20 protein-coding genes and 1 riboswitch are annotated in these 17,573 nt (G+C 53.1%); of the genes, 5 read left to right on the top strand and 15 right to left on the bottom strand.

The window, feature by feature from the left end:
* Positions 1–300 precede the first annotated feature (300 nt).
* A complete protein-coding gene (locus tag ACSHSR_RS08050) occupies positions 301–840 on the top strand; it encodes a hypothetical protein (RefSeq protein WP_144190728.1) in 540 nt (179 codons plus the stop codon).
* Between the two features lie 55 nt (positions 841–895).
* On the opposite strand, the gene ACSHSR_RS08045 is transcribed toward ACSHSR_RS08050, so the two are convergent.
* Complete coding sequence (locus ACSHSR_RS08045) at positions 896–1,519, bottom strand: 2OG-Fe(II) oxygenase (RefSeq protein ID WP_025011205.1); 624 nt, start codon at positions 1,517–1,519, stop codon at positions 896–898.
* Between the two features lie 339 nt (positions 1,520–1,858).
* Between ACSHSR_RS08045 and ACSHSR_RS08040 the strand changes: the two genes are divergently transcribed.
* On the top strand, positions 1,859–2,467 hold the full coding sequence (locus tag ACSHSR_RS08040) for a chemotaxis protein (RefSeq protein WP_144216576.1): 609 nt from the start codon (positions 1,859–1,861) through the stop codon (positions 2,465–2,467).
* Between the two features lie 12 nt (positions 2,468–2,479).
* The gene (locus tag ACSHSR_RS08035; protein WP_479631398.1) at positions 2,480–3,217 is read left to right on the top strand and encodes an oxygen-binding di-iron domain-containing protein; all 738 of its coding nucleotides are present in this window, start codon (positions 2,480–2,482) and stop codon (positions 3,215–3,217) included.
* A 67-nt stretch (positions 3,218–3,284) separates the two neighbouring features.
* Here ACSHSR_RS08035 and ACSHSR_RS08030 read toward each other — a convergent pair whose 3' ends face one another.
* The 11 genes from ACSHSR_RS08030 to hinT form a co-directional block, all read right to left on the bottom strand.
* Complete coding sequence (locus ACSHSR_RS08030) at positions 3,285–3,833, bottom strand: NAD(P)H nitroreductase (RefSeq protein WP_479631397.1); 549 nt, start codon at positions 3,831–3,833, stop codon at positions 3,285–3,287.
* A gap of 100 nt (positions 3,834–3,933) precedes the next feature.
* Entirely contained in the window at positions 3,934–4,545 is a 612-nt protein-coding gene (locus ACSHSR_RS08025; RefSeq protein WP_096142259.1) for an HvfX family Cu-binding RiPP maturation protein, read from the bottom strand.
* A gap of 241 nt (positions 4,546–4,786) precedes the next feature.
* Positions 4,787–5,626 carry a DUF6279 family lipoprotein gene (locus ACSHSR_RS08020; RefSeq protein WP_479631396.1) on the bottom strand — a complete coding sequence of 280 codons (840 nt, stop codon included), beginning with the start codon at positions 5,624–5,626 and terminating at the stop codon, positions 4,787–4,789.
* A 52-nt stretch (positions 5,627–5,678) separates the two neighbouring features.
* Entirely contained in the window at positions 5,679–6,761 is a 1,083-nt protein-coding gene (locus ACSHSR_RS08015) for a phosphotransferase (protein WP_479631395.1), read from the bottom strand.
* Positions 6,758–7,408, bottom strand: coding sequence for a nicotinamide riboside transporter PnuC (gene pnuC / locus ACSHSR_RS08010; RefSeq protein ID WP_071237545.1), 651 nt, complete (start codon positions 7,406–7,408; stop codon positions 6,758–6,760). The genes ACSHSR_RS08015 and pnuC overlap by 4 nt, the downstream gene beginning before the upstream one ends.
* A gap of 3 nt (positions 7,409–7,411) precedes the next feature.
* Entirely contained in the window at positions 7,412–7,672 is a 261-nt protein-coding gene (locus tag ACSHSR_RS08005; RefSeq protein WP_025011199.1) for a hypothetical protein, read from the bottom strand.
* A gap of 63 nt (positions 7,673–7,735) precedes the next feature.
* A complete protein-coding gene (locus tag ACSHSR_RS08000) occupies positions 7,736–9,892 on the bottom strand; it encodes a TonB-dependent receptor (protein ID WP_208251357.1) in 2,157 nt (718 codons plus the stop codon).
* Between the two features lie 55 nt (positions 9,893–9,947).
* Positions 9,948–10,057: riboswitch (TPP riboswitch) on the bottom strand.
* Between the two features lie 147 nt (positions 10,058–10,204).
* A complete protein-coding gene (locus ACSHSR_RS07995) occupies positions 10,205–10,594 on the bottom strand; it encodes a YcfL family putative periplasmic lipoprotein (RefSeq protein ID WP_062793618.1) in 390 nt (129 codons plus the stop codon).
* Between the two features lie 17 nt (positions 10,595–10,611).
* Entirely contained in the window at positions 10,612–11,064 is a 453-nt protein-coding gene (locus tag ACSHSR_RS07990) for a PaaI family thioesterase (RefSeq protein ID WP_025010997.1), read from the bottom strand.
* Positions 11,061–11,561 carry a PaaI family thioesterase gene (locus ACSHSR_RS07985; protein ID WP_028780462.1) on the bottom strand — a complete coding sequence of 167 codons (501 nt, stop codon included), beginning with the start codon at positions 11,559–11,561 and terminating at the stop codon, positions 11,061–11,063. Before ACSHSR_RS07985 ends, ACSHSR_RS07990 begins: the two co-directional genes overlap by 4 nt.
* Positions 11,558–11,914 carry a purine nucleoside phosphoramidase gene (gene hinT / locus ACSHSR_RS07980; RefSeq protein WP_025010998.1) on the bottom strand — a complete coding sequence of 119 codons (357 nt, stop codon included), beginning with the start codon at positions 11,912–11,914 and terminating at the stop codon, positions 11,558–11,560. Before hinT ends, ACSHSR_RS07985 begins: the two co-directional genes overlap by 4 nt.
* 240 nt (positions 11,915–12,154) lie before the next feature.
* Here hinT and ACSHSR_RS07975 point away from each other — a divergent pair, with 240 nt between their 5' ends.
* Positions 12,155–13,909 carry a M61 family metallopeptidase gene (locus tag ACSHSR_RS07975; protein WP_144165802.1) on the top strand — a complete coding sequence of 585 codons (1,755 nt, stop codon included), beginning with the start codon at positions 12,155–12,157 and terminating at the stop codon, positions 13,907–13,909.
* A gap of 278 nt (positions 13,910–14,187) precedes the next feature.
* Here the strand turns inward: ACSHSR_RS07975 and ACSHSR_RS07970 are convergent, their stop codons facing one another.
* Positions 14,188–14,832, bottom strand: a complete 645-nt coding sequence (locus ACSHSR_RS07970; RefSeq protein WP_044734762.1) for a helix-turn-helix transcriptional regulator — start codon at positions 14,830–14,832, stop codon at positions 14,188–14,190.
* Positions 14,833–15,018: 186 nt separating this feature from the next.
* Here ACSHSR_RS07970 and ACSHSR_RS07965 point away from each other — a divergent pair, with 186 nt between their 5' ends.
* Positions 15,019–15,759 (top strand): cytochrome b/b6 domain-containing protein, encoded by a 741-nt coding sequence (locus ACSHSR_RS07965; RefSeq protein ID WP_025011001.1) that lies wholly within the window; start codon positions 15,019–15,021, stop codon positions 15,757–15,759.
* Positions 15,760–15,859: 100 nt separating this feature from the next.
* Here the strand turns inward: ACSHSR_RS07965 and cctA are convergent, their stop codons facing one another.
* Together cctA and htpX are read right to left on the bottom strand one after the other, a co-directional pair.
* On the bottom strand, positions 15,860–16,207 hold the full coding sequence (gene cctA, locus ACSHSR_RS07960; protein WP_025011002.1) for a tetraheme c-type cytochrome CctA: 348 nt from the start codon (positions 16,205–16,207) through the stop codon (positions 15,860–15,862).
* A gap of 305 nt (positions 16,208–16,512) precedes the next feature.
* Complete coding sequence (gene htpX / locus ACSHSR_RS07955; protein WP_025011003.1) at positions 16,513–17,379, bottom strand: protease HtpX; 867 nt, start codon at positions 17,377–17,379, stop codon at positions 16,513–16,515.
* Positions 17,380–17,573: the final 194 nt, after the last annotated feature.

Here is a 17,573-nt window from a genome sequence, read left to right as displayed (position 1 = left end):
GCTGCAGTCAATAAGTGCAACACGCATGGTTGAACGGACTGAGGCATCAACCGTTGAGCAGCACGCTTCTGCTCACTATATAGATTGAATTGAAGCAACCTGAGATGGTGCTCCTGAAGAACCTCCTGATCACATAGACGGAGTCGCACTTCCAAGTTGAATTCGTGCTTCCCTTGAATCACTATAGAGAGACGGTAATAGAGTCATGACAGTTGAATAATTGCAGTCGAAGGCAGAATGATGAGTAAGAAATGTTTTAATTTAGGGACCCTATCCGAGGACTTCGACGAGTCTGATTGTATGTTTAAAGAGGTTGATGAGAGAAGTTACTTTTATGCCACCAATGAATATATACCTTGCTCTTCTATTTCACCCATAACTTGGGAGGATCCAGAGATATCAGATAGTACTGAGATTCCTGATATCGTTGAAAAAGGTGATAAGCTCGTATCCAAAGAAGTTGCTAAACTAATAATGTCATTTGACCCTTATGGTGTGGAGATATATCCAGCAAGTTTGCTCATTGAAAATGAACTTCTTACAGAAAGGTACATAGTATCAATAAAGAATGTCATTGACGTTATAGATACTGAGCGTAGTAGAATTATTCAAAATCCAAAGCCCCACAGACCACCTATTGTTTCTCGTCTAGCTATATGCCCGGAAAAACTCGAGCTTATTCCATTACATAAACGTTTGGTTTTTAGGGTGAAAGAGTCAAATACGGTATTTTTTGATGTTAGTATTGTGGAAAAGTTTATCGCTGGCCTTATGAACGGCCATCATAATTTATGTCAAGCAATTCCGTTTGATACATCAGAATTAACCCCAACAATATAACCGCTCAGAATAGTAAAACGTTGGCCGGGTTAACCCCGGCCGAATATCGTGGCAGTTACAACAATTCATAACTACCGGCAACCCGGAACCAACCGGCTATGCTGGCGCGATCTTTATGGGTTGGCAGTACTTCATGGGGGAAACGCTCGCTCAGGAAGATCACCAGAGTGCCCATTCTCGGCGGGATCTGCTCAAGCAGAGCGTCGTCCTCTTCATAGAGCATCAGCTCGCCACCATCACCCTGTTGCCAGTCGGGGTTAAGGAAAAATACCGTGGTCAAGATCCGGTTGCGACTGCCCCGCAACGCATCCAGGTGTTTACGGTAAAAAGTACCAGGGCGATAAAAGGCGTAATGGCTTTCATAATCGAATAGCCCCATAAACAGGCGTCGGTTAAGCCCATGACGCAAGCAGGCCATGTATTCCAAATAGTCGGCATCCGGTTGTTGTGCTTCATTCAACCAGCGGATCCTGTCTGAACGTATCTCCTGTTCGCGAACACGCTCATTGCCACGGCCGATTTCAGCCCAGCGAAAACTCTCTACCGGCGAGTGGTTAACCTTATCCAGCAATGCGCTACTCAACGTCTCCGGCAGCACATCCTCAAGCACTATGTATCCCTTGTCCGTAAGTGCATCGGCAATCCTGTCCAATAGTTCATCGTTTAACAGCGAAACCAAATGGGTATCCTCTCTGAAATGCTGCGGCTGTTATTGCCTGCTTATTGACAAAGCCACAACCTAAAAAGCCCCCACTTGAATAAAGCGGGGGCCGATTCTGATAGCAGCGGATACTAGAGCATTCGATTTGGGCTGACAATCAAAATAAAACTTTCAATTCATATAGTTACAACACTAATCATCTATTCTCAAAGAGGCTCTTCAAGCTAAACAGGGTGCAAATTCAAGCGCTTGAGTTGTAGCTTGAATCCATTGATGGGAAAAATCGGCTCGCGCCTGTGGGGAAGTTAATTATCTTCTATACTCTCAAACAGGATTATGACTGTAAAACAGTGAATTATGGGATCAGAACGTCAACCAACGCGTCAGTTCTATGTTCGTGCCGCCATCATAGCCGCCGAACTGGAAAAGACTCAGGGCCATTGCAAAGAGATTAATATCATCGCCAGCAATGCCCAGGCGGCATCGATTCGTGCCGGCAGCATGGCGCTGGGCTTTAAGGCGCTGACCCACTCCATCGACGAACTGGCGCATTTCACCACCCACTCAGCCGCAAGAATCAATCATCTGGCACAGACCATCAGCCGCCTAACCAGCGAGCAGACCCGAGTCCGCAAGGCGATGCTGCAATTTGCCCGCGCCAGGGAGAAAGCCCGTAAAGCCCGTTATGGCGACAGCATCATGCCGGCGCTGGAGAAGAACAGCCAATACTTTACGGCCCTTGAGCAGCAGTGCAAACGCCTGAGCCTGGATATTGAATTGCAACTGGAAGAGCTCTGCCAGCAGCTGAAAACCGCTAAAGTGCTGGCCTCGCTGTGCCGCATCGAAGCCTGCCGGATAAAGCCCGCCGACCAGGCCACTTTCAACCATGTTGCCAACCGGGTCGATGCTGCTGCCGGGGCGATCCGCACTCAGGTAGATAAGGCGATTCAATTACTTGAACAATAAGGGAGTACAGGGATGAAGAGCCAACTCTTGTTGGAAACCCATAGCCACAAATGGATCTATTTTGGCCGGGATCCGGACAAACCCGACGGCATCATAGACACCAATCAATATATGTTGGTCACTGCCGAGCAGGCTCTGCTGATGGACCCGGGTGGCATAGAGCTATTTGCCCCCATGCTGGCCAATGTGGTTTGCCACATTCCCATAGAGCAGCTCACCCATCTATTCGCATCCCATCAGGATCCCGATATCATCTCCTCCCTGGGGCTGTGGGATCAGACTCTGGAGCGGGCCCAGCTGCACGCGCCCTGGATTTGGGAAGGTTTCATCCGCCATTTCGGGATGGAGCATATCCAATACCAGGCCATTAAAGATCAAGGCGGCAAGCTGACGCTCGATGGCGTAGAGGTGCAGTTTATCCCGGCCCATTATCTGCACGCTTCCGGCAATTTTCATGTCTACGACCCTGTCGGCAAAGTGCTGATGTCGGGCGATATAGGTGCGGCACTGGAAGACACGAATGCCGGGCTATTTGTCGATGACTTTGGCCGTCACGCCGAGAAGATGCGCTTTTTCCATCAAAGATGGATGCCCTCCAACCGCGCCAAGCAGGACTGGATAGCCAGAGTGAGAGAGCTGGAGCTGGACTATTTATGTCCGCAGCACGGGCGGATATTCAGGGGCGAGCAGATACCTGAGTTTCTCGACTGGTTCGAGCGCCTGGAGGTGGGGGTTGCGGTAGGCAACTGAGTACAATAGCTTGATGCCATGAGCTTAGCCCATGGCAAGTTTTCCGCCATTGAGTGTCCGGCAGCTATCAGAGATAGCGGGCAAAGGCGCTGCCCTCTTTGGTGGCTTTGAGCGGCGCTTCAACCACAGGAGTGCCCAGATAGAGAAAGCCCACTATCTGATCGCTGCCATCAAGCCCCAACGCCGTATTGACCGTAGAGTCAAAGGCAAAGGTACCAGTGCGCCATATTCCGCCCAGCCCCTGGGCAAATGCGGCCTGCTGCATCGCCATCACGGCGCAGCCGGCTGCCAATTGCTGCTCCAACTCAGGGACCTTGGGATGATCTTTGGTCTTGGCAACCACAATGATCACCATAGGCGCCCTGAGCGGCATACCGGCAGCCTTGTTGATAAAGCCCTCGTCGGCACCATCTGCTGTTGCGGCCGCCACAAAAATATCCGCCAGGCGATTGAGCCCTTCGCCGGTAGCAATAATAAACTCCCAGGGCGCCAGGCCACCGTGATCCGGTACTCTGGCCGCAGCATCCAGGATAATTTTCAGTTGCGCCTCATTCGGCGCCGGAGCCTGCAGTCGTGGACATGATTGACGGGTAAGAAGAAGAGTAAGTGCGTCCAATGCGCGATCCTCAGCTGAGATATCAATGACTTCACAGGATACCAAATCCGCCCCGGATCGCCAGAGGCAAAAAAGCCGGACGACTTGTTTTAAGCAACAATCAGCCGAGGTTAGCGGTTTTGGGCAGCCATTTACGGCCAATAAAATAGTCCACACTGGTGTAACGGCCGCCGCCCATAAACAGCAATACCAACAGCATAATGAAATAGGTGGCCGCAAACTCAATGCCGTTGTTGAGGATCACCAGGTTACCCGAACTGGTAAGCCAGTCGTAATTGCCGTGCTCCTGCAGTATCCCCTTGGCCCGCTCAAGCTTCTCCACCGAAGCCATCACCCTGTCGTTTGCGAGCCAGGATGAGGGGTCGGCAATCGCCAGCCAGCCGTTGGACCAGTGCACACTGAAGGCCGCCACCAACATGGTAATACTCATGGGGATAGCCACCAGCCGAGTGGCCAACCCGAGCAGAAGCAACAAGCCACCAAAAAATTCGGTCCCGGCCGCCAGCGCCACCATCACTTCAGGCATGGGCAAGCCCAGCCCCCAGTCCGGATTACCGAACCAGGCCGCTGTATCGCTGAAGTGGCTGAGTTTATTGTAACCGGCCTGCACCAGCACCGGCGCCAGATAGAGCCGCAATGCCAACGGTGCCAGGCCATCGAAGTGGCGCAGTGATTTCAAAAATGCCGCATAGGTTTGAATGATGACTTGCATGAAAACCTCCTTATTCGGGGAGTATTCCTGTCATGCTGCAGTTGACCCGGCAATAAGCGATTTTATTTCAGTCTTTAGTTTAGAAAGGTGCGAACAAGCCCCATGCCTGCTCTGCATCGGCTTACGGGCCTGGATGCAAGGCGTGGTTCGCGGGCAAATGGCCCAATGCCCGTTCTACAGACCAAAGACCCGCTTTACGACCCCATAAGCTCAGGGCTATGTCTGCCTCATAAGCTCAGGGCTATGCCTGACTCAGTTCATCCAGATCGTCAATCAAGTTACCCAGCTTACGCTTGAAGTGTTTTTGCTGGCGCTCACTCAGGCTCTGGTGCAGTTGCAACAACAGCATGCCGAAGTTTTCCGTGTTCTGCGCCAATTTCTGCTTGTGGACGTCTGACTTGAGCTCATCGGGCGATGTCATCAGCAGCCGCAAGCGCTGCGCCAACAAGTCAGAATCACTGCGTTGCAGCAAGGCTTGTTTGAACTGCCGGAGCCACTCGTGACGATACTCGAGCCACATATCCAGGGTCGCCAGTCGGCGGTGGTTGTGCTCATGGATCAGGGCCTTTTGCTGCTCACTCAAACGCCCCAGCCAATCGGCAAACAGCTCCTCCAGCCGTTCATCCGCATCTTTAATCAGTTGTTCCTGGTTCTTGTCCTTGTATTCATCCACCAGCTCCTGCTCATCGGCCTCCAGTTTGGCTATCACCTGGGCGACCTGCTTGTCACTCAAAGAAGCGATAAGGGGCAAAAGATCGTCAAACACCTGGGCAAACAGCCGAAACCAGTGATCTCTTGCCATATCCACATGACGGCGCCAACTCTGTGGCGTTAAAGTGCCATCGGCAAGCTCGGTTTGCAGCGTTTTTAACTGGGCACTGTATCTGGGTAACTCCTGGCTGCGATGCCAGGCGAGAAAAGGGTCGAGAATGGCGTCAAACGCCTGCTCCTGTTGCCGGTCGAGAGTGACATAATCTTCCAGCTGCCACTCTATGGCCCAATCGAGGAAATAATAGCTGACCTTGGTGGAGCAGGCACCGAGCGCAATAAGCAGCGCCATGGCAATAACAATGTGTTTCATCCATTAAATACTTTAAGTTGGCTAAGGCCAGGCGACAGCTTCCCTGCCTGACTCATTGATGCTTTACAAGATGCCAGAAGTCATCAAACCAGTCGAGATAAGACTGCTGCTGATTGTCCCAGGCCATCTGCAAGGCCCAGCAGCAGGCAAACAGCCAGTAGACATCGACGGCTGCAGCCACTGCCAGGTGGGCATCGCCGGTTAAATGCGGATGCTGCTCAAGATAGTGATAGATGAGCCACTGTTGCCCCTCGGCGCTCAGTTGATGGGATGACAGCACCCCGGCCAACTCAAACAGCGGGTGGGAAGCGCAGGCATATTCGAAATCGACGCACTTGAGTCCATCCTCGGCCAGCAACAGGTTGTGAGGATTGAGATCCCTGTGACAATACTGAGGCCTCTGCAGACAGGCCTCCAGCCGAGTGTTGCACTGCTCGAATAACCCTTGGGCCGAATGAAGTTGCATGAGCCGCTGTTGCCAGCTTGAAGGCTGCCCCCGGCTCAGAGCCATGTCATCGAGCCGCTCCAGATAGATGCGCCACTGCTCGGCAACACTGATGTCGAGCTTGGGGGCCGGCAAGCCCCTCAGCCCCAGCAGCAACTCCAGCAGTAAGGCCTGAGGTGATTTGCCTTGCTTGGCTCCCAATACAGCGTCTGAGCCCAATTCATGTTTAGGCTCATGTTTAGAATCATGTTTACGCTCAGGCAGGCCAGAGAGGCTCTTTGAGTTTGCATAGGCTTTCTGAGCCGCGCTTGCGATCTCGGCCGCGCCTTTGGATGCGAGTAACTGCTGCCAGTTGGCTTGCGGCGCTTGTTCGATAAAGCGGCTCAGATATAAACCCTTGTCAGCGCTGACCCAAATCAGCCCTGGTGCCAGGTTCGCCTTCTCGGCAACCCGCCAACATGCCAGTTCGTTGTTTCTGTCGCAGATACGGTCTGAGCCCGGGGAATTGACTCTCAGCACCATTGACTCGCTACCTGCCTGCAAGAGCCAGTTTTGGTTGCTTAGCCCAAGGGTGAGCGGCTTGGCCCCCTCAAGCGGCCACAACTGTAGCCGCTTGAGGGCGGCGTTGAGCTCGCAGCTCAAACCTTCACCCAGACTGGCTTCAAGTTTTGTCAGTGGTTTGCCTTTCATGCCGCGCCGCTTTCAAGCTGTGAGGAGTCGCGACCGTGGGACTCCTGGGCTCTGGCGCGCCAGATAAAGTAACCGGCTACTGCCATCCCCACGTAGAGCACAAACAAGAGTGAGGTCAACATCAAGCCCTTGCTTAAATAGAGATAGATGGACACCAGATCGATAACCACCCAATAGAGCCAGTTTTCCAGCACCTTGCGCGCCACCAGAAAAGTCGTCATCACAGCAAAACAGCTGGTTGCCGCATCCAGGTAGGGAAAGGCTGCCTGAGTGAAAGTCGCCATCATATGACCGACAAACAGAGACACCAACCCAGTCAACAAAATCAGTACCAGGTGCCGCTGCCAGGGCCAGGAGGTCACGGCCACTCCTTGATGGTTTTCCCCACCCCGGCGCCAGAGCCAGTATCCGTACAGCGCCATCGCCATGTAATAGACGTTGAGCACTGACTCCATAAGCAGCGCGACTTTCCAGAACAGCACAGTGTAGATGGCGGTGCTGGCAAAGGCTGCCGCCCAACACCAGATATTGGCTTTCATGGCCAGCAGCAGATAGGCCAAGGCCAATACCACGGCTACCGCTTCCCAGGCGCCCATGCCCTGGGCCTGAGAGCCGGCCTCGGCGAGCCAGTGCCAGAATTCACTCATGGGTTATTCCCTGTGGCCCAAGTTCAGCTCACCGCCGATAAATTTACAGACAAACACCGCCTTGCCAAATTTCTCGTGCGCCGCCTGCATCTCAGTGGCCAGCATGGCCATCACCTCGGCATAATCACCGCACACCTGAGTCGCCATGGCATTGGTGGTTCTCTCTATGTTGGCATAACTGTCCAGGCGCTTGATAAACCATTGAATAGGCTCCAGATACTCATCGTGGAGCGGATACATGCTGATTTCGGCAGTTAACTTCATTTTACATCTCCTGTAATGAACCGGGGCGCTGCAACACGCCCCGGCCGACAACGGCTTATGCCATCAGATAAATTTGACCTTGAAGGTCACACCAACCTGGCGTGGGTCCCCGTAGCGGATATATTGTTTCTCGGCCCAGTCCTGATCCGGCTCATTGCCGAAGTAGAAACCGCGCACGCCGTATTTTTCATCGAACAGGTTGCGGCCCCAGAGGTAAATCGACCACTTGTCGGCCTCATAGCCCAGCTTGGCGTTGACCACTTGATAGTCTTCAGATCGGGAGTCATTGCTGTCTGAGTAGTAGAACGCACTCTTGCCACTGCTGTTGAGGTTGGCAAACCAGCCCATGTCATTGCGCCAGGTCATGCCGAGACTATAGGTCCATCTCGGCGAGTGGGCCAGTTCCCGGCCGCTGAGATCCACAGGGTTGCCATATTTATCCTGATACAGGTAATCACCGTATTCTGTCTGCAGATACCCAAGGCTGGTGTAGAACTGCAGTGAATCTGTGGGATACCAGTTGGCTTCCAGCTCGGCGCCATAGTTATTGGAGCTGCCGGCGTTTTCGGTGAACAGAATAAAGCGCTGGGGATCGACAGGATCCTGCAGTGAGGCCGCTACCTGCTGATCTTCCCTGTCCATAAAGAACAGTGCCAGACGTGTATCCAGCAAGCCATCGGCCCAGCTGGATTTCAACCCCAGTTCATAGTTGTAGAGGATTTCGGTATCGAACTCTTTCTTGTCGGCCAGCTCCTTGGGCAACGTCATATTGAAACCACCGGCCTTGTAGCCCCTGGCTATCCGAACATAGGCTTCATGGTGTTCAGCCAGTGCCTTGGACAGGGCGATATGGCCGCCCCACATGTTTTCCGATGGGCTAAAGGCATCACCATTGCTGTCGCTGTAGTCACTCTCACGTCGCTCGATACGAGCACCGATAGACAGGCTGTAGCCCGCCCCCAGATCTGAGTCCAACTGGGCAAACACTGCATAGTTACTGGCGCTGTAGCGGGAAGTCAGCACTTCATCCGGCCAGCTGTTGTATTCAGAGTAGAGATCATTGTCCTCATCGAGATCCATAAAATAGAACCCGGCCAGCCAGTCTGTGCTGCCGCCGAAAATCCGCCCGGCCTCGTTGGAGCTGAATCTGAACTCCTGTGACAGAGTGCGCCGCTCACCGCGTTTATCCCAGGTGTAATCGTACTCACAGGGTGCGCCGCCGCACTCTTTCCCGGCCCAGTAATCCGGGTTGGCCCAGTCACCGTCGTAACCGTGGTGATGATCTGTTGCGGCATAGCTTGACAGGGACACCAGCTCAAAAGCCTCAAAGCCGGTATAGCTCAGCTTGAGACTGGAGCCCGTGGTGCGCTGCTTGTCGACGCCCGGCGCATCGGTAATGGTATCGAAGCCGTTATTGTCCAGGGTCCAGGCATCATAACCATTGTCAAAATCGGCGTGCAGTAGAGTGAAGTCCGCCTGCAACTTGTCGGTGGCGTACCAGCGCAGCTTGATACGGCCGCTGAATTCATCACGCTCATTGGTATCGTCACGGCCCAGATACAGGTTGTCACGATAACCGTTCTGCTTGTGTTGCTGCAGCGCCACACGATAGAGCAACTTGCCGGAATCTGTCACTGGGCCGGAACTGAAGCCGCTGAAGGTTTGCAGATTATCATTACCGAGCGAGACTTCGGCGCCGTGCTCGAACACGTCTGTGGGATCATTGCTCTTGAGATAGATAAGACCGGCCAGGGCATTGGCGCCATAGCGGGTACCCTGGGGGCCGCGCAGCACTTCAAACTGCTGCAGGTCGTACAGGCTGGAAACGCTGCCCAGCCCGGAGAGATCGATATCATCGATAATAAAGCCCACAGAGGAGTTGGGCGCTCCCTGGTATTGCTCCTGCTCACCTACGCCGCGGATCTGGAAGTATCTTGGCCGGGAGCTGGCACCTGACCAGTTGAAGTTGGCGACGTTACCCAGCATGTCTTCGAAATGCTCGGCGCCTTGATCTTCAATGCGCTGCTCGTCGATAACAGTCACGCTGGAGGGCATCTTCTCCAGCGTCAGACCACGAAAGTCGCCGCTGACGACTATCACTTCCATGGCTTGTTGCTCATCTTGATTTTCAACACCGGGATTATCGGCGGCATGAACGGGTGCCCACAGCAGCATCTGAATGGTGCTGGCAAGCAGAGTAGGTACGGTAAACTTGGACATAGGACCTCAAATATTCACAGTTTGAGATCCGGCAATAAGAAAGCGAGTTGAAAGTGCACGAATTGTGGCCCATTCCTACGCCGGTACTAGCCGGATCAGGTTCTAAGGGTTCGTCATACGACATCTCAGTCAACCGCAATGCGGTAAACACCCCTTGGCGCGGGCCAGTATACACGAGTTACCAACAAAAGTGAGCCAGGTTGCCAAATTGTACCCGAGGGCATAAAAAAACCGCCCACCCCAATACTCCCGAGTGTTGAGCATTCAACGGGAATAATGGCTCGGGCGGCAGTGGTGCCGAGGTTTCAACTTTTAGTTTGAAAAGGCCTCGCGCACATAGATCTCAAAACGGCTGGCGGTCGGATTCGGCGCCACGGCGCTCACCTGCAACTGCTGTTTACCATGCAGCTTAACCGACTTCCAGGACACACCTTCATCATCCAGGGTATAGCCGCTGGCATCATACCAGGTGAACTTGTACTGAATGCGCATATCGGTAGCGACCTTGCTGCTGATGGTGGCTGTGCCTCTGAGCAAGCCGCCCTCGCCTCTGGCCATAAGATCACCCACACTCACAGAGCGGGCAAAGCTGCTGTTGTCTGCGCGGCTTTCACCGGTCGAGCTGGCATACACCCCGGCCGTATGGTTGGCGCAGCCTGCCAGAGCCAGCACGGTTGCTGCTATTACCAAGACTTTTTTCATCTGCCAATCCCTTATTCTCAATCAATCAAAAAGTGCGCCCTGGCCGTTGCAATCAACTGTTTGCGGTTGGTTTGCCAGCAGTCGATATTGACATTGGCCACTCGCCGCCCCTGACGGGTTATTCGGCACTCGGCGAAGCTGTCCTTATGATAACCGGCGCGTAAGTAGTCGATGGAAAAATCAACCACCTTGGGCACCTTACTGGTTTGCATAAACACCATAAGCTGGATGATGGCCGACATCTCCATAAACCCGGCTATCACGCCACCGTGAATGGCCGGCAGTACCGGGTTACCTATGTTGTCATCTTTGGCCGGCAGACGAAACACCAGTTCATCGCCAAACCTGTCCACCTGCATGCCGATAAAGCGAGCATAGGGAACATGCTCAAGCAAGTGACTGAAATCATTGGTTTCTGTCACTTTAGCAACTATGCTTTTTACATCCATGGATGCCTTGGGATCTGTCATTTCGTCTCCTCACCCATCAGTGCCTTGCGGAAAGTATCCCCTATCATTTCAGGGCTTATCCGCATAAAGGAGCCAACCGCATGGGCGATGGGGTCGTCTATGCTGTCCTGATAGGCGATGGCCCGGGTGAACGCGACGCTGGATGACAACTTATAACACTCGGCAAAACCATACACCGGCTTGTGGGGCTCGGCAGGCTTCATATAGTCGACCCGCAGATCCAGAGTTGGCGAGATCTCCAGCGAACCATATTTGTCCTTGATGGCACAAACCACGGCGCAACCACTGGCAGTATCCATCAATGTGGTGATAACCCCACCATGAATAACCCCGGTTTCAGGGTAACCCACCAGCTCGGTGCTGTAAGGCAATTCTATCAGTACATGGTGCTCACTGGCCTCATGCACCTTGAGCCCGAGACGGCGGCACTGGGCCAACTGGTTGACGAAACGGGTAGCCAGAGTCGTCAGCGGGAAAAACTCCGGATTCACTTTCATGACGCTGAACTCACCATAGGCCCCAAGGCTTTACCGCCAAGCAGATGCATGTGGATGTGGAACACTTCCTGGCCGCCATGTTCATTACAGTTAATGATTAAACGATAACCGTCCTCGGCGATCCCGGCCTCGGCGGCCAGCTTGGCAGCCACAGTCACCATACGGCCTATGGCCTGCTCATCCGAGGCCTTGGCGTCATTGACTGTGGGGATCAGATGATTGGGCACTATCAGTACATGGGTGGGCGCCTTGGGATTGATATCCCGAAAGGCGGTTACCAGTTCGTCCTGATACAGTATGTCCGTGGGTATTTCACGGCGAATAATTTTGCTGAATATGGTTTCTTCGGCCATTTTGCCACTCTCCGGTGTGTCGGTTCAGGCTCGGCCCAAGGGCCAAACCTCTGTGTTCTTGGCAGTATAATACCATTCGGCCCGGAGATGTAATCGGCCACGGCGATTTGAACCCCAAGCCATTTAAAACTCGGCAGCAATTGCCGCAGCCTGGCTTTTTTGGCAGCATTGTCGCCATGCTCAGCCGGATAGCACCCAATTTGGCTCCCGGCACTCGCCAACGATTCATACGGATATCAGATGATCAGTTATCAGATTTGCCCCATAGATCCCCACGCTCACCTGTTCGAGGTCAAAATCACCATTCAGGCACCGGCCCAGAGACAGGAACTTTGGTTGCCATCCTGGATACCGGGCAGCTACATGGTTCGCGATTTTTGTCGCAATATCATAGATCTTAAAGCCTTTGATGAGCTGGAGCGTCCGCTAAGCATTACTCAGCTTGACAAGCAGCGCTGGCTGATAGATTCCAATGCCGAATCGCTGCAATTGCGCTACTCGGTTTATGCCTGGGATATGTCGGTGCGCAGCGCCCACCTGGATCAGACCCACGGCTTTTTCAACGGCAGCAGCGTCTTTTTGGCGGTGGCAGGCAAAGAGCTTGAGCCGCTGGAGCTGGAAATTCTGCCCCCGGAGGAGGAGGCCAACTGGCAGCTGGCAACAACCCTGAGTCGAATCGAGGGTGAAGAGTGGCAGTTCGGCCGTTTCAGCGCCGCCAACTATGATGAGCTTATCGACCATCCGGTGGAGATGGGCACCTTTACCCACGGCAGCTTTGAGGCCTGTGGCGTGCGCCATGATGTGATACTGACCGGGCGTCACCGCTGCCACATGCCCAGACTGCTTGACGATCTCAAGGCTATTTGCGAGAGCCAGATCCGCCTCTTCGGTGAAGCGCCGTTTGAGCGCTACCTGTTTATGACCCAGGTATTGGGCAATGGCTTTGGAGGACTGGAACACAGAGCCTCCACCGCCCTGCACTGCTCCCGTAAGGATCTGCCGCTGAGTATTGAGATGCCGGTCAACAAGGATTACCGCACTTATCTGTCGCTCTGCAGTCACGAATACTTCCACAGCTGGAACGTCAAACGCATTAAGCCTGCCAGCTTCATGCCCTATGCGCTGGAGGCCGAGAGCTACACCCGTCAGCTGTGGGCTTATGAAGGTATCACCTCCTACTATGATGACCTGATGACACTCAGAGCCAACAGGGTTTCCAATGAGCAATATCTGGAGATGCTATCCCAGACCATGACCCGGGTGTATCGCATGCCGGGCAGGCAGTTGCAGAGCCTGACAGATTCGAGCTTCAATGCCTGGACCAAGTTCTACAAACAGGATGAAAACGCCGCCAACGCCATCGTCAGCTATTACACCAAGGGAGCTTTGTTTGCCCTGTATCTGGACTTGACTCTGAGACTGGAAACCCAGGGAAAATACACACTGGATAACCTGATGCAAAAGCTGTGGCAGGCCTTTGGCAGCCAGGGTATAGGCACTGAAGATGACTCCCATCGCCGCCTCTACGAGGAGCTGCTTGGCCGGGATGCCAGCGCAGAATTTGCCTTTGTGGATAATACCCAAGAGTTGCCACTGGCGCCCCTGCTGGCGCAATTCGGAATCGAGATGCAACTTCGCAGTGCCCAAGGCGCTCAGGATCAGGGCGGCGGGGATGTTGAGGGGCAAAAAATCGGCTTCGGAGCCCGCTACAAGGCTGAAGCCCTGGGGTTAAGGATTGTGAGTGTGACCAACGGCAGCGCGGCTCACAGCGCCGGGCTCGCGGCTCAGGATCTGCTGATTGCCGCCAATGGTCTGCAGGTCGGCGCTCAATTTGAAAATGAACTGCAACAATATGAGCCCGGCGATAGTCTGGAGCTGCACTTCTTCCGCCGTGATGAACTGATGACAGGCCAACTGCCTATCAACCCGGCGGCAATAGATACTGTGTCACTCAAGCTCACCGATCCAGCCAAAGCCAAGGCCTGGCTGGGTTAAGGAAGGTGCGAACAAGTCCCATGCGTGCTCTGCGTAGGCTTACAGGCCTGGATGCAAGGCGTGGTTCGCAGCAAATGGCCCTAGTCCTTTGCAAGAAGCATAACACAGCAGGCAAGCCTGTAAGCCACGCCCTTTGGGGCTTTCACAGCAACCGGCTCTCTACGTTATCCGACTTCGACAGGCCCCGGCATGCCTTCAGTCAGATGCCTTGAACGCCAATTGCTGTGTAAGCCACTCTTTACAAAAGAGAAGGCCGCGAGGACTTATTCGCACCTTCCCTAACTGCCTGAGCCTTGACTCTCGGCCACATCGGCCATCAAGTGACGCTGGGCCCAGGCCATCACCTGGGCTCGGTTGCTTAAATTCAGTTTGCGAAACACCCGATAGAGATGGGTCTTGACCGTACTTTCACTGACATAGAGGGAAGTGGCAATCTGTTGATTACTGAGCCCGGCCAGTAGCGCCTGCAGCACCTCCCGCTCCCTGAAAGTCAGCACATCGCCACTAAGTTCTCCCTTGGCCAGCCGGGATTGCAACTCAAAAGGAATATCGCAGCCGCCCTTCTGCACAATATCCAGGCCACGGCTCAACTGTGCCAAGGTCGCCTCGGGATAGAAAACCGCCTTGACCACAGACGGCAACAACAGGCATTCATACTCCACCCTCCTGGGATAATGCAGTAACACCACTTTGCAACCGCGATTCCTGGTGGCCTGTTTAAGAATCTTATAGCCCAAGGCCGGTTCCACAGTGGCCAAATCCAGCAACAACATGTCGACATCAGCTCTCAAGGCATCTGTGTGCCATCTATCGGGAGATAAGCAGGACAAGCGTACCAGAAACTCCTGCGGCCAACGGCTATCCATCAGCTCGGTCAACAGCGCGGATCTGGAAACCACCAGCCAGTGCATCACATTGAACATAGGCTGCCCTCAGCTAAAAAAACCAAAAAAAATTTACATTAACGCAACATGAGTATCAAAGCAGACAACTGCTTGAAATGGAAGTACAGATTCCTTACCAAAAACTCAAAATGAATAAGAGTTAACTGAACAAGCGCCGCTACAGGCGTTAACATAAAGGGGTAAAACAGATCTGGGGGATCAAACATGGAAACAAATACTGCGGGCGAAGTGCGCCTGTCTCGCTATAAGGCATGGGATCTTCCCACTCGCCTTTTTCATTGGATAAACCTGCTTTTGGTGCTGCTGCTGGTGATCATCGGCGGGGTAATGATGTTCAAATCTGACTTCGGGATCAGTGGTCTCGACGCCAAAATCGGCCTGAAGACACTGCACGTCTGGATAGGTTATGCCTTTGCCATCAACCTGGCATTCAGATTACTGTGGGGATTATTCGGCCCTATCAAGGCGCGTCTAGGTAAACTACTCCCCAAAAAAGGGGAATTGGCAGGCTATCGTGCAGCACTCAAGAAAGGCGAAAACCCACAATATCTCGGCCATAATCCGGCGGGCAAACTGGCGGTCATCGCCTTATTGGGTTTGCTGACGCTGATCATGGTGACAGGTTTGGTGCGAGCCGGTACTGACATCTTCTATCCACCGCTGGGCGGCATGGTTCAGGAATATATCGCCGCCGATGGTGTTGAGCCTGCCAGCCTCAAACCCTATGATGACACAGGCGTTAATCCAGACAAGGCTGCAGCGATTAAGGGCGCCAAGGGCTTGGCAGGGAAAGTACATGTCTACAGCGTATATCTGTTGCTTCTCTTGGTATTGCTGCACATAGCCGCGGTGATCCACGCCGAGCGTAAGCGTCAGCCCGGTATTATTTCTGCTATGTTTTCCGGCAATAAATATCTGCCAACAACGCCGGTGGATAAAGACTGACTGAGATATTGGCTCACCACATAGAGCCAGAGATAGGCACCAGCCAGAAACAATAACGCCGGCATCAAGCCGGCGTTGTCATTCGTGCGATATGCGCTTCTTACTTCAGTACGCTATCTGAAGTACGGCCATCATCGTGGCAGCTATCGCAGGTAGGCTTTTGACCTACGTTCATGTCGTGGGGAGCATGGCAATCAGCACACATCAAGGCACCATCGTGTGGCTTGTGTACCGCATCCATTTCTGCCAGCGAACCGTGACAGCTCTGACACTGTTCAAATTCATAGGCGCCGTCAGCTGAAGGTGAACCATCGGCATGACAGCTTTCACAGCCACCCATATCCGCGTGGAAATCTGACAGCTTCTGATCTTCTGCAAAAGCAGATGGTGACATGGCCAGTGCGGCCAAACCGGCACCGAACAACACACTCAAGAGTTTCTTGCTCACAATAATATCCTCCGATGATGACAGTCGAGCAAAGGTTCTTATGTCAGGTATGACCTTTGTCTCACTATCAGTAAATAGCACGACTTGGATTAACTTAGCCAAGCTTTTGCCAATTGGCAAACTAATTCTGAGTCGCCGCCACTTTAACAACTTGCGCAAAAGCAAAATGTGCGCTGAATCATGTAACCATCGGTTAATTACGGAATTTTACATTTAATTTACACATAAGCATCTGTATCAATAAGCGTTTCAACAGCATAAAAAAAGGAGGCCAACCGGCCTCCTTAAGAGAAAGTATTGCTAAATTATCCGCGGTTTCTCAGCGCTTCGATACGCTTTTCAAGCGGTGGGTGACTCATAAAGAGTTCGGTCATTGAGCGCTTGCCATTGATACCGAAGGCCGACATATTGGCCGGCATGGCACCGGTTTCCGGCCCGGTGCGCAGACGTTCAAGCGCCGCAATCATCTTGTTCTTGCCGGCAAGACGAGCGGCACCTTCGTCGGCGCGGAACTCACGGATGCGGGAGAAGTAAGCCACCACCATGGACGCCAGAATACCAAACAGCATATCCAGCACAAATACCACAGCCATATAAGCTATGGTGCCCAGGCCTTCACCCTCTTCATCGTTGCTGGCAACAAAGTTGTTGATGATACCGGCAACCACACGGGCAGCAAAGATAACAAAGGTGTTCACCACGCCCTGGATCAGGGTCAGAGTCACCATGTCACCGTTGGCCACATGGCTGACTTCGTGCGCCAGTACGGCTTCCACTTCATCGGCACTCATGCCGTAAAGCAGACCTGTACTCACTGCCACCAGAGAGTTGTTTTTGCTTGGGCCTGTAGCAAAGGCGTTCAGTTCAGGCGATTGGTAGATGGCCACTTCCGGCATCTTGATCCCGGCCTGCTGTGCCTGACGGGCTACGGTCTCGAGCAACCAACGCTCTGTGTTATCTCGGGGCTGAGTGATCACCTCACAGCCCATAGTCTTCTTGGCCATCCACTTGGAAATCGCCAAGCTGATAAAGGCGCCACCAAAACCGAAGATCGCCGCAAACACCAGCAAGCCACCCATGGTTTGAGTATTGACACCCAAAATAGACATGACGATCGATGCCACCAACAGGATGGCAAGGTTAGTCAAAATCAATAGAAATACACGCTTCATATCAGCTCCTGTAAGGTACCCTTGTACCGGAATTGCGTCATTGCAGACATAATATGTCCACTTGGCGGGAATTCAAGTGGGAAAAGGTAAATTATTGTTTAGCTTTCCCACCCAAACGCCCCGGTTACGCAGAGGAAGCAGTCTAGGCAGGCTTGATTAAATCAAACTTAATCAATTGCCCGAGTGCGGCTTTT

It is taken from the genome of Shewanella sp. VK101, from assembly GCF_056497865.1.
This window is presented reverse-complemented; position numbering and strand designations above follow the sequence as displayed.

Bases quoted from the DNA above. Each gene is read 5' to 3' on its own strand.
- ACSHSR_RS08050 (WP_144190728.1), top strand. From the start codon at position 301: ATGTTTAAAGAGGTTGATGAGAGAAGTTACTTTTATGCCACCAATGAA.
- ACSHSR_RS08040 (WP_144216576.1), top strand. From the start codon at position 1,859: ATGGGATCAGAACGTCAACCAACGCGTCAGTTCTATGTTCGTGCCGCC.
- ACSHSR_RS08035 (WP_479631398.1), top strand. From the start codon at position 2,480: ATGAAGAGCCAACTCTTGTTGGAAACCCATAGCCACAAATGGATCTAT.
- ACSHSR_RS08025 (WP_096142259.1), bottom strand. From the start codon at position 4,545: ATGCAAGTCATCATTCAAACCTATGCGGCATTTTTGAAATCACTGCGC.
- ACSHSR_RS08020 (WP_479631396.1), bottom strand. From the start codon at position 5,626: ATGAAACACATTGTTATTGCCATGGCGCTGCTTATTGCGCTCGGTGCC.
- ACSHSR_RS08015 (WP_479631395.1), bottom strand. From the start codon at position 6,761: ATGAAAGGCAAACCACTGACAAAACTTGAAGCCAGTCTGGGTGAAGGT.
- pnuC (WP_071237545.1), bottom strand. From the start codon at position 7,408: ATGAGTGAATTCTGGCACTGGCTCGCCGAGGCCGGCTCTCAGGCCCAG.
- ACSHSR_RS08005 (WP_025011199.1), bottom strand. From the start codon at position 7,672: ATGAAGTTAACTGCCGAAATCAGCATGTATCCGCTCCACGATGAGTAT.
- ACSHSR_RS08000 (WP_208251357.1), bottom strand. From the start codon at position 9,892: ATGTCCAAGTTTACCGTACCTACTCTGCTTGCCAGCACCATTCAGATG.
- ACSHSR_RS07995 (WP_062793618.1), bottom strand. From the start codon at position 10,594: ATGAAAAAAGTCTTGGTAATAGCAGCAACCGTGCTGGCTCTGGCAGGC.
- ACSHSR_RS07990 (WP_025010997.1), bottom strand. From the start codon at position 11,064: ATGACAGATCCCAAGGCATCCATGGATGTAAAAAGCATAGTTGCTAAA.
- ACSHSR_RS07985 (WP_028780462.1), bottom strand. From the start codon at position 11,561: ATGAAAGTGAATCCGGAGTTTTTCCCGCTGACGACTCTGGCTACCCGT.
- hinT (WP_025010998.1), bottom strand. From the start codon at position 11,914: ATGGCCGAAGAAACCATATTCAGCAAAATTATTCGCCGTGAAATACCC.
- ACSHSR_RS07975 (WP_144165802.1), top strand. From the start codon at position 12,155: ATGATCAGTTATCAGATTTGCCCCATAGATCCCCACGCTCACCTGTTC.
- ACSHSR_RS07970 (WP_044734762.1), bottom strand. From the start codon at position 14,832: ATGTTCAATGTGATGCACTGGCTGGTGGTTTCCAGATCCGCGCTGTTG.
- ACSHSR_RS07965 (WP_025011001.1), top strand. From the start codon at position 15,019: ATGGAAACAAATACTGCGGGCGAAGTGCGCCTGTCTCGCTATAAGGCA.
- htpX (WP_025011003.1), bottom strand. From the start codon at position 17,379: ATGAAGCGTGTATTTCTATTGATTTTGACTAACCTTGCCATCCTGTTG.